The sequence below is a fragment of the Streptomyces sp. URMC 127 genome (assembly GCF_051386535.1).
Classification (GTDB): Bacteria; Actinomycetota; Actinomycetes; order Streptomycetales; family Streptomycetaceae; genus Streptomyces.
Map to the genome: position 1 here is coordinate 26,450 of NZ_JBPQTW010000050.1, position 9,447 is coordinate 35,896.

Sequence of the window (9,447 nt, forward strand, 5' to 3'; positions counted from 1 at the left end):
CCTATCCCACTCCGTACGGTGTACGTAACTAGGATGGTGGCGAGGTGATGATCGATGGCAGCCAGCGGCCGGACGGCCCGCCCCGAGGTGATCTGGGCCCGCCCCGAACGCGCCGCGCGCGGTCCGCGCCCCGCGCACACCCGCGCGGAGATCGCGGCGGCCGCGGTGCGCGTCGCGGACGCGGAGGGGCCCGACGGCGTCTCCATGCGCCGCGTCGCGGCCGAGACCGGCTGCGGCACGATGTCGCTCTACAACTACGTCCCGCGCAAGGAGGACCTGTACGAGCTGATGGTCGACGCCGTCAGCGGCGAGTACGACCTCTCCGGGGAGCCCTCGGGCGACTGGCGGGCCGACACCCTCGCCCTCGCCGCGCAGACCCGCGCCCTGATGCACCGCCACCCCTGGCTGCCGCGGCTGATGTCGCCCGCCCACGGCTTCAGCCCGAACGCCCTGCGCTACCTCGAGCACTTCCTGCGGGTGCTGGAGCCGCTCGACGCGGACGGGGGCACCAAGATGGAGCTCATCTCGATGGTCAACGGCGTCGTCTCGGCCTATGTGGTCAACGAGATCTCCGAGGCCGAGCGGGCCCGCACCTCGCCCTTCCCGCCCGGCCAGGAGCACGCCGCGCGCATGGCGTACCTGACGCGCGAGCTCTCCCGCGGCGAGCACCCGCGGCTGGCCGCCGCCCTCGGCGCGGGCCTCGCCCCCGTCGACCTGGACGCGCACTTCGCCCGCGCGATGGGCCGGCTGCTCGACGGCTTCGACCCGGCGCGCGTTACTCCGTCCCCGGCTCCGGGTCGGCCTGCGTCTGCGTCTCCAGCGTGACGGTGAAGGAGAACCGGTCGCCGCGGTAGCGGATCCGCGCCACGTCCACCGCCCGGCCCGACGCGTCGTACGTCACGCCCGTGTAGTGCAGGATCGGGCTCAGCAGCGGCACCTGCAGCAGCCGCGCCGTCTCCGGGTCGGCGAGCCGGGCCTCGACCGTGTCCGTGATCCGGCTGATCCGGACGCCCACGGCGTCCCGCAGCACCTTCGTCATCGGCCAGCGCGCCAGATCCGCCACGTCGATGCGCTCGGCGACCTCCGGGCGGACGAGGTTCTCCGCCCAGTTCGTGGGCTCGCCGGACTCCCCGTCGCAGCGCAGCCGCCGGAAGACCACCGCCTCGGCCAGGCCGGGGAAGTGCTCGGCCAGCTCCGCCGGGACGGGGGCGGGCCCGTGGTCCAGCACGGTCGTCCGCTCGCCCGACTGCTGCGCCACGATCGCGTCCACGGAGCCGAGCAGCCGCACGGGGGAGCCGCGCCGGGCGCTCGGCTCGATGAAGGTGCCGCGCCGCCGGTGCCGGCTGATCAGCCCTTCCTCCTCCAGCTCCTTCAGCGCCTGCCGCATGGTCAGGACGCTCACGCCGTAGTGCTCGGCGAGGGCGTCCTCGGTGGGCAGGCGCAGCGGGTCGCCCGGGCAGCGCCCGAGTATGGAGGCCCGCAGCGACTGCGACACCTGGTACCAGAGCGGCAGCTTGCGGTTGAGCGCGAGGGAGTCGGGGGCGAAGGTGGTCACGGGGAGCTCCGCGGGCGTCAGCGACGGAAGTGGCGCTGCAGACCCTGCCACACGCCGTCGTAGCCCGTCTGCAGGTGGTCGGCGGCGGCCGCCTGCGGGGTGAGCGTCACCGGCCAGCGCGTCTCGAACATGAAGGCCAGCCCGTCGTCCACCTTCTGCGGCTTCAGCTCGGCCGCGCTCGCCGCCTCGAAGGTGTCCCGGTCCGGCCCGTGCGCCGACATCATGTTGTGCAGGGAGCCGCCGCCCGGCACGAAGCCGCCCTCGCCGGCGGTCTTGGCGTCGTACGCGCCCTCGATCAGGCCCATGTACTCGCTCATCACGTTCCGGTGGAAGTACGGCGGCCGGAAGGTGTCCTCGCCCACGAGCCAGCGCGGCGCGAAGACGACGAAGTCGACGCCGGCCAGGCCCGGGGTGTCGGACGGCGAGGTGAGCACCGTGAAGATCGACGGGTCCGGGTGGTCGTAGCTGATCGAGCCGATGACGTTGAAGCGGCGCAGGTCGTAGACGTACGGGACGAGGTTGCCGTGCCAGGCGACCACGTCCAGCGGCGAGTGGTCGTACGTCGCCGTCCAGAGGTTGCCGCAGAACTTGTTGATCACCTCGACCGGGCCCTCGGTGTCCTCGTACGCGGCGACCGGGGCGAGGAAGTCGCGCGCGTTGGCCAGGCCGTTCGCGCCGATCGGCCCCAGCTCGGGCAGGACGAAGGGCTGCCCGTAGTTCTCGCACACGTAGCCGCGGGCCGTTGAGTCCAGGAGCTCGACGCGGAAGCGCACGCCGCGCGGGATCAGCGCCACGTGGCCGGGCTCGGCGCGCAGCAGGCCGAACTCCGTGCGCAGCAGCAGCCCGCCGCGCTCGGGCACGATGAGCAGCTCGCCGTCGGCGTCGCTGAAGACCCGGTCGGTCATCGAGGCGTTCGCGGCGTAGAGGTGCACGGCCATGCCGGTGCGCTGCGTGACGTCGCCGTTGCCGCCGAGCGTCCACAGGCCGGCGAGGAAGTCCGTGCCCTCGGCCGGCTCGGGCAGCGGGTTCCAGCGCAGCCGGTTGGGGTCGGGCACGGCCTGCGTGAACGGCGCGCTCGCGAGGCGGCCGTTGCCGGTGCGGGTGAACTGCGGGTGGGCCGCCGAGGGGCGGATGCGGTAGAGCCACGACCGGCGGTTGCTGTGCCGGGGCTCGGTGAAGGCCGTGCCGCTCAGCTGCTCCGCGTACAGCCCGAGCGGGGCCCGCTGCGGGGCGTTGCGCCCCTGGGGCAGCGCCCCGGGGACGGCCTCGCTGCTGTGCTCGTTGCCGAATCCGGCGGAGTAGACCAGCCCCTCGGCGGCCTTCCGCGCCTGCTCGTTGCCCGTACCGCTCATCGCCTGCTCCCAGCGCCGGTGGATTCCTATGGGAGACCGTAGGATTCCCGGCGGGGCGCGTCAATGGATCAGCCCGGGAACGCGCGCGCTACTTCTTCGCGTACCCCACCATGCGCAGCGCCAGGTCCGCGTACAGCGCGCCCACCTCGTCCGGCGTGCGCTTGCCCTCCGCGTTGAACCAGCGGGCGACGTCGATGCACAGGGACAGCACGGCCAGCGTGGTGCCCGGGACGTCCGGGGCGGCGAACTCGCCCGCCGCCACGCCGTCCTCGATGATGGCGCGGACCGCGGCGTCGGTGTCCCGGCGCAGGGCGACGATCTCCGCGTAGTGCTCCTCGCCGAGCGCCCCCAGCTCGTACTGCACGACGCGCGCCGTCGTGTGGTGCTCGGCGTGCCAGCGGACGAAGGAGCGCACGGCCTCGGACAGCCGGTCGGCCGGGCTGCCCGCGCCGTCCCGCGCCCGGCGCAGGATGTCCAGGGCGAGCCGGTGGCCGACGATGCTGATGCGGTAGAGCAGCTCTTCCTTCGTCTTGTAGTGGATGTAGAGCGCGGCCGGGCTCATGCCGGCGCGGCCCGCGATGTCGCGGGTGGTGGTGGCGTGGTAGCCGCGCTCGGCGAAGGCCTCGACGGCGGCGGTCACCAGCCGCCGCGCGGCGTCGGGCGTGACCTCGGCCCACTGCCCGCCCTGCTGCCCCTCCGCACCCATCCCGCGCCCCGCTCTCCCGGTCCTCCGGCGGGCCCTGCGCCCGCGGAACGAACACCATACCCCGGGGTGAGCGGGCGCTTAGGAAGCTGCGGAGGGACCCGGCCACCGGCCCCGGGCCTACGGCCGCAGCGCCCGCATCAGCAGCCCGGCCAGGTGATCGGCCACCTCCCGCGCGCTCAGCCTGCCCTCCGCGCGGTACCAGGCGCCCAGGTGGTGGACCGAGCCGAAGTGGTAGTCGACCACCAGGTCGGCGGGGACGGCCGCGGTGAACACGCCGGTGCGCTGGCCCTCCTCGACCAGCGCCCGGAAGCGCTCGTGGTAGCGGCGCCGCTCGGCGCGGACCTGCGCGAGCCGCTCGGGGCCCAGGTGGTGCATGGAACGGAAGAAGATCTTCGTGTCGTCGAGGTTCTCGATGGTGGTGACCACCACGTCGGCCGCGGCCTCGCGCAGCCGCTCCGCGACGGGCGCCCGCGAGCTCGCGAAGGCGTCCAGCCGCTCCTGCTGCAGCCGCAGCACCCGTCCGTAGACCTCGTGCAGCAGGTCGTCCTTCGAGCCGAAGTAGTGGTACAGGGCGCCCTTCGTGACGCCCGCCGCCTCCACGATCTCCTGGACGGACGTGCGGTCGTAGCCCCGCTCGGCGAAGAGCCGGGTGGCGGCCGCCAGCAGCCGCTGCGGCAGGGGCCCGTCCCCCGGCGCGGCGCACCCCGCGCCGCTCACAGCCCCTCTTCGAGCTTGCGCTGGAGGTGGTTCATGCCGCGCAGCCAGCGGTCGGGATCGGTCGCGCGAGCCGCGTAGTAGTCCGCGACCTCCGGGTGCGGCAGGATCAGGAAGCGGCCCGCGGCCATCCCCTCGAAGAGCGCGTCCGCCACCTGCGCGGGCTCTATCGCGGTGGGCACGAGGACCAGGTCCCCGGCCGGGCCCGTGCCGCGCAGCATGTCCGTGCGCACGCCCTGCGGGCAGATGGCGTGGACCTCGATGCCGCAGTGGCGGTAGGTGAGCGAGAGCCACTCGGCGAAGGCCAGGGCCGCGTGCTTGGACACGCTGTACGGGGCCGAGCCGAGCATCGTCAGCAGCCCGGCCGCGGAGACCGTCGCCACGAACCGGCCGCTGCCGCGGTCGAGCCACTCGGGCAGCAGCGTGCGCGCCGCCCGCACGTGCGCCATGACGTTGACGTCCCAGGCGTTCTCCCAGAGGTCCTCCTCGGCTTCGGGACCGCCTGCGGGGGCGACGCCTGCGTTGGCGCAGTAGACGTCGATGCGGCCGCCGAGCGCCTCGCGGGCGGCGGGCACGACGCCGGAGGCGTCGCCGGGAACGGCCGTCGCGCCGATCTCCGCCGCCACCGCCTCGGCCTTGGCGGCGTCGAGGTCGTTGACCGCGACCCGCGCCCCCTCCGCCGCGAACCGGCGGGCGAGCGCGGCGCCGATGCCGCCTCCCGCTCCGGTGACGACAACTCCCGCGTCCCGCACGATGCCCACGCTCGGTCTCCCTCGGCTCGGCTGCACCGCGCAGACTAACCAGTCGGTATGTGCCGGGGGAAGAGGCCGGGAACACGCCCGGAGGCACGCCCTCCGGCATTCTCCCGGCCGGGCCGCCGGAGCGTTAGCGTGCATGCCCATGCGGCACTCTTCCGGGGGACGCCCCCCGTACGCACGGCATGTGACGCGCCGCCAGGTGCTGGGCACGGCGGCCGCGGGCGCGCTCGCCGGCCCGGCCGCCGCACCGGTGGAGGCGGCGGCCGCCCCGCGCGTCCGCACCGGCTTCGACCGGCTGGCCGGCAGCGGCTACGCCCTGCTCGCCGGGGACCGCGTCGGCGTCGTCACCAACCCCACGGGCGTCACCGCAGGACTGCGGCACATCGTGGACGTCCTGCACGCCGACCGCCGCGTGGACCTGCGCGCCGTCTTCGGCCCCGAGCACGGCTTCCGCGGCACGGCACAGGCCGGCGGCTCGGAGCCCACCGGCACCGACCCGGCGACCGGCCTGCCCGTCCACGACATCCACGGCAAGCGCGGCCGGGAGCTCGCGGACCTCTTCCGCCGGGCCGGCGTGGACACCGTCGTGTTCGACATCCAGGACGTGGGCGCGCGCTTCTACACGTACGTCTGGACGCTGTACGACTGCCTGGTCGCCACGGCGCTCGCGGGCCTGCGGACCGTGGTCCTGGACCGGCCCAACCCTGTATCGGGCCGCGGCGCCGAAGGCCCGGTCCTGGAGCGCTCCCTGGCCTCCGGCGTGGGCCGCGAGCCGCTCGCGCAGGCGCACGGCATGACCGTCGCCGAGCTGGCCCGCCTGTTCAACGCTGCGTACGTGCCCGCGGCGGCGGGGCGGCCCGCACGGCTGGACACCGTGCTCATGAGCGGCTGGCGGCGCGCCGGCTTCTTCTCGGCCACCGGCCTGCCCTGGGTCCCGCCCAGCCCCAACATGCCCACGCCCGGCACCGCCCTCGCGTACGCGGGCACCTGCCTTCTAGAAGGCACGAACCTCTCCGAGGGGCGCGGCACGACGCTCCCCTTCGAACTCGTCGGCGCCGAGGGCATCGACCACCGCTGGGCTGCCGCCCTGAACGCCCTGGACCTGCCGGGGGTGCGCTTCAGGGAGGCGTACGCGGTGCCCGCCTTCTCCAAGTTCCAGGGGCGCACCATCGGCGGGGTGCACCTGCACGTCCACGACCCGGCGGCCTTCCGGCCCGTACGGACGGGCATCGCGCTCCTCGTGACCGCCCGGCGGGTCTGGCCGGACTTCGCCTGGCGCCCGGACCGGTGGATCGACCGGCTCGCCGGGACGGCGTCCGTGCGCACGATGACCGACGCGGGGGCGCCGGTGGACGACATCGTCGCGTCCTGGCAGCCCGGGCTGGCCCGGTTCCGCGCGCTGCGCGAGGAACACCTCCTCTACGACTGACCACCGGGCCGCGGTGGGGCTGCCCCCACCCCGGCCCGGGGGCCGGTCGGATGGTCCCGCAGCGGCGCGCCGGGAATCGTGGAACGGGCCACCGACGAACGGCCCAGCCACCCGAGGAGCGACCCTCATGACCCTCCAGCGCCGGCGCCCGCGCACCGGCCCCACCGCCCTGCTGCTCGCCCTGACCCTCTGCGTCCTGTCCTGGACGCCCGCCCTCGTCCAGCGGGCGCAGGCCCGTTCCACCGACCCCGTCGCGGCGCTCACCGCCGCCGCACACCCCCTGCGCAACACCGAGCCGGGCGGCGGCACCGCGGACCTGCGCCCGCTCGGCGCCATGGCCGGCGACGCCACGGTGATCGGCGTCGGCGAGGCCACGCACGGCTCGCACGAGTTCTTCGCCAACAAGCACCGCATCTTCCGCTACCTCGTCGAGGAGAAGGGCTTCACGACCTTCGCCCTGGAGGCCAACTGGAGCGCGGGCCTGCGCATCAACGACTACGTGCTGCACGGCAAGGGCGACATCCGGCAGATCATGCGGGAGGAGTTCCAGGACGCCTACCGCCTGTGGAACACCCGCGAGTACCTCGACCTCTTCACGTGGATGCGCGACTACAACACCCACCACGCGCGCAAGGTGCAGTTCACCGGCAACGACGCCGCCTACGCCGGACCGGAGCTGTTCGACCGCGTCACCGGCTACGCCCGTGCGCACCACCCCGCGCTCCTGCCCCGCCTCACCGAGCTCTACCGCGGCCAGCGCCCCGCGCCCGGCGCGAGCGTCAAGGAGACCATGCAGGCGCTGCTGAAGCAGCCCCTCGCCGAGCGGCGCGCGCACGCCGACCGGGCCCGGCAGGCCCTCGATCTGCTGGCCGGGCAGCACCCCGGCGCCGACCGCCGCGCCTTCGACCGTGCCGTGCAGGACGCGCGCGCCGTCGCCCAGGTCGCCGGCATGTACGCCTACGACCTCGACGACCCCAAGGGCGTCGCCGACTGCATGCGCTACCGCGACGAGGTCATGGCCGCCAACACCGCCTGGTGGCAGCGGCACACCGGGCAGAAGATCCTGCTGTCCGCGCACAACGCCCACGTCTCCTACGTGAGCGACAACCCGGCGCAGTACCCGAAGACCCAGGGGGCGTTCCTGCGCGACCGGCTCGGCGCCGCGTACGTCAACGTCCGGCTCACCTTCTCCGAGGGCTCCTTCAACACCGTCGACGACCAGGGACGCGCCAGGCCCGTCACGGTCGGTCCCGCCGCCCCCGGCAGCAACGAGCACACCCTCGACCGGGTCGCCCACCGCCCCGCCTGGCTGCTGGACATGCGGAGCGCGCCCCGCGCCGCGAAGGACTGGCTGGCCGAGGCCCGGCCCACCCGCAACATCGGCACCGCCTATCCCGAACCCACGTACATGACCGCGCTCGGCCGCTCGTACGACCTCCTCCTGCACATCCACAGCGTCAGGGCCGCGGACATCCTGTCGGAGTCCTGACCGCCCGGCGGCCCCCCGCTCCGCGGTTTGCGCTTCCCGGACACGGAAGCGTGAACCGCGCGACGCGCGTCTGGACAGTTCCCTCCGGCGGCGGGACGATGCGCCGGCACCGGGCTGCACGAGGGGGACGCCATGGCCGGCATGAGCGCGGAGCCGTACTGGGAGCTCACGTTCGACGCGGACGGGGACGCCGACACCGGCGAGCGCGACGCCCTCATACGCGGTGCCGTGCGCGAGGGCCTCACCGACCTGGTGGTCTTCGCACACGGGTGGAACAACGACAGGCCGATGGCCACGGCGCTCTACTCCCGCTTCTTCGCGCCCTTCCCGGGCCTGCTCGCCGGCGCGCCCGGCGTGCGCGCCGGCTACGCGGGAGTGATCTGGCCGTCGATGCGCTTCCCGGGCGAGGCCGTCCCCGACTTCCCGTCGGCCGCCCCCGAGGCGCCTCCCGCACCACCCGTCCTCGACGCCGCCACCCGCGAGACCCTGGCCAGGATCCTGCCGTGCGAGCGGGCCGTGATGGACCGGCTCGCGGAGCTGGCCGCGCAGCAGTCCGGGGACCCGGCGCGCCTTGCGGAGTTCGTCTCCCTCGTCCGCGGCCTCGCCCCCGCCCCGCCGCAGGGGCTCGCGGCCGCGGACGCCGGCGAGGACGACGCTCCCTACCTGCTCACAGGTGACGCGCAGCAGGTGTGCGAGGCCTTCGCGGACGCCCTGGAGCACATGGACTCGCTGCCGCCCGCCTTCCTCGGCGGCGGCCTGAAGCGGCTGTGGGGAGGCGCCCTCGAAGTGCTCCGGCAGATGTCGTACTACACGATGAAGCGGCGCGCGGGCACCGTCGGCGAGAAGGGCCTCGGGCCCGCGCTCGCCCTCCTCGGCGAATCCGCCACCGGCCTGCGCGTGCACCTGGCCGGGCACAGCTTCGGCGCCCGGCTCGTGTCCTTCGCCCTGCGCGGGCTGCCCGACGACGGCACCCTCCTGGGCAGCGTGACCCTCCTCCAGGGCGCCTTCTCGCACTACGCCTTCGCCTCCCGCCTGCCGTTCGACACCGGCCGCGGCGGCGGGCTCGCCGGGCTGCAGCGGCGGATCCGCGGACCGCTGGTGGCCTGCCACTCCCGCCACGACTCCGCGCTGGGCACCCTCTACCCCCTCGCCTCCATGACGTCCCGCGAGGACGACCGGATCCTCGGGCTCGGCGACGGGCGCTGGGGCGCCGTCGGCCACGACGGCATCCAGGCCGTCGACCCCTGCGTCCGGCTCAGCCTGGAGCAGGCGCTGCGCGACGCCCTGCCCGACCAGGGGTGCGTCAGCGTGGACGCCTCGTCGGTCGTCGCGCGCGGCGGCCCTCCGTCGGGCGCCCACAGCGACATCTGCCACGAGGAACTGGCCCGCGTCATCCTCCGGGCGGGCCGGATCCTGCCGGCGCGCCCGTAACCCTGCCCTCCCG

Annotated in this window: 9 protein-coding genes; 4 read left to right on the plus strand and 5 right to left on the minus strand. The window is 74.6% G+C overall.

Annotated elements, in window-relative coordinates:
• Positions 1 to 54: 54 nt before the first annotated feature.
• Positions 55 to 825, plus strand: coding sequence for a TetR/AcrR family transcriptional regulator C-terminal domain-containing protein (locus ACSNOH_RS14055; RefSeq protein ID WP_436721630.1), 771 nt, complete (start codon positions 55 to 57; stop codon positions 823 to 825).
• Here the strand turns inward: ACSNOH_RS14055 and ACSNOH_RS14060 are convergent.
• The 5 genes from ACSNOH_RS14060 to ACSNOH_RS14080 all read right to left on the minus strand — a co-directional run bounded on the left by ACSNOH_RS14060 (position 776) and on the right by ACSNOH_RS14080 (position 5,088).
• Positions 776 to 1,555: a GntR family transcriptional regulator gene (locus ACSNOH_RS14060; protein WP_436721631.1), complete on the minus strand. Its 780-nt coding sequence runs from the start codon at positions 1,553 to 1,555 to the stop codon at positions 776 to 778. The genes ACSNOH_RS14055 and ACSNOH_RS14060 overlap by 50 nt on opposite strands.
• Positions 1,556 to 1,572: 17 nt before the next feature.
• Positions 1,573 to 2,907, minus strand: a complete 1,335-nt coding sequence (gene hmgA / locus ACSNOH_RS14065) for a homogentisate 1,2-dioxygenase (protein ID WP_436721632.1) — start codon at positions 2,905 to 2,907, stop codon at positions 1,573 to 1,575.
• Positions 2,908 to 2,995: 88 nt separating this feature from the next.
• Positions 2,996 to 3,613 (minus strand): TetR/AcrR family transcriptional regulator, encoded by a 618-nt coding sequence (locus ACSNOH_RS14070; protein ID WP_436721633.1) that lies wholly within the window; start codon positions 3,611 to 3,613, stop codon positions 2,996 to 2,998.
• Between the two features lie 117 nt (positions 3,614 to 3,730).
• Entirely contained in the window at positions 3,731 to 4,330 is a 600-nt protein-coding gene (locus ACSNOH_RS14075) for a TetR/AcrR family transcriptional regulator (RefSeq protein WP_436721634.1), read from the minus strand.
• Positions 4,327 to 5,088: an SDR family NAD(P)-dependent oxidoreductase gene (locus tag ACSNOH_RS14080; protein WP_436721635.1), complete on the minus strand. Its 762-nt coding sequence runs from the start codon at positions 5,086 to 5,088 to the stop codon at positions 4,327 to 4,329. The genes ACSNOH_RS14075 and ACSNOH_RS14080 overlap by 4 nt, the downstream gene beginning before the upstream one ends.
• 133 nt (positions 5,089 to 5,221) lie before the next feature.
• On the opposite strand from ACSNOH_RS14080, the gene ACSNOH_RS14085 reads away from it, so the two are divergent.
• From ACSNOH_RS14085 to ACSNOH_RS14095, 3 genes are all read left to right on the plus strand, one after another.
• Entirely contained in the window at positions 5,222 to 6,514 is a 1,293-nt protein-coding gene (locus ACSNOH_RS14085) for an exo-beta-N-acetylmuramidase NamZ family protein (RefSeq protein WP_436721636.1), read from the plus strand.
• Positions 6,515 to 6,641: 127 nt separating this feature from the next.
• Positions 6,642 to 8,003 (plus strand): erythromycin esterase family protein, encoded by a 1,362-nt coding sequence (locus ACSNOH_RS14090; RefSeq protein WP_436721637.1) that lies wholly within the window; start codon positions 6,642 to 6,644, stop codon positions 8,001 to 8,003.
• A 132-nt stretch (positions 8,004 to 8,135) separates the two neighbouring features.
• The gene (locus tag ACSNOH_RS14095) at positions 8,136 to 9,434 is read left to right on the plus strand and encodes a serine-threonine protein kinase (protein ID WP_436721638.1); all 1,299 of its coding nucleotides are present in this window, start codon (positions 8,136 to 8,138) and stop codon (positions 9,432 to 9,434) included.
• Positions 9,435 to 9,447 lie beyond the last annotated feature (13 nt).

Bases quoted from the DNA above. Each gene is read 5' to 3' on its own strand.
- ACSNOH_RS14055 (WP_436721630.1), top strand. From the start codon at position 55: ATGGCAGCCAGCGGCCGGACGGCCCGCCCCGAGGTGATCTGGGCCCGC.
- ACSNOH_RS14085 (WP_436721636.1), top strand. From the start codon at position 5,222: ATGCCCATGCGGCACTCTTCCGGGGGACGCCCCCCGTACGCACGGCAT.
- ACSNOH_RS14070 (WP_436721633.1), bottom strand. From the start codon at position 3,613: ATGGGTGCGGAGGGGCAGCAGGGCGGGCAGTGGGCCGAGGTCACGCCC.
- ACSNOH_RS14095 (WP_436721638.1), top strand. From the start codon at position 8,136: ATGGCCGGCATGAGCGCGGAGCCGTACTGGGAGCTCACGTTCGACGCG.
- ACSNOH_RS14090 (WP_436721637.1), top strand. From the start codon at position 6,642: ATGACCCTCCAGCGCCGGCGCCCGCGCACCGGCCCCACCGCCCTGCTG.
- hmgA (WP_436721632.1), bottom strand. From the start codon at position 2,907: ATGAGCGGTACGGGCAACGAGCAGGCGCGGAAGGCCGCCGAGGGGCTG.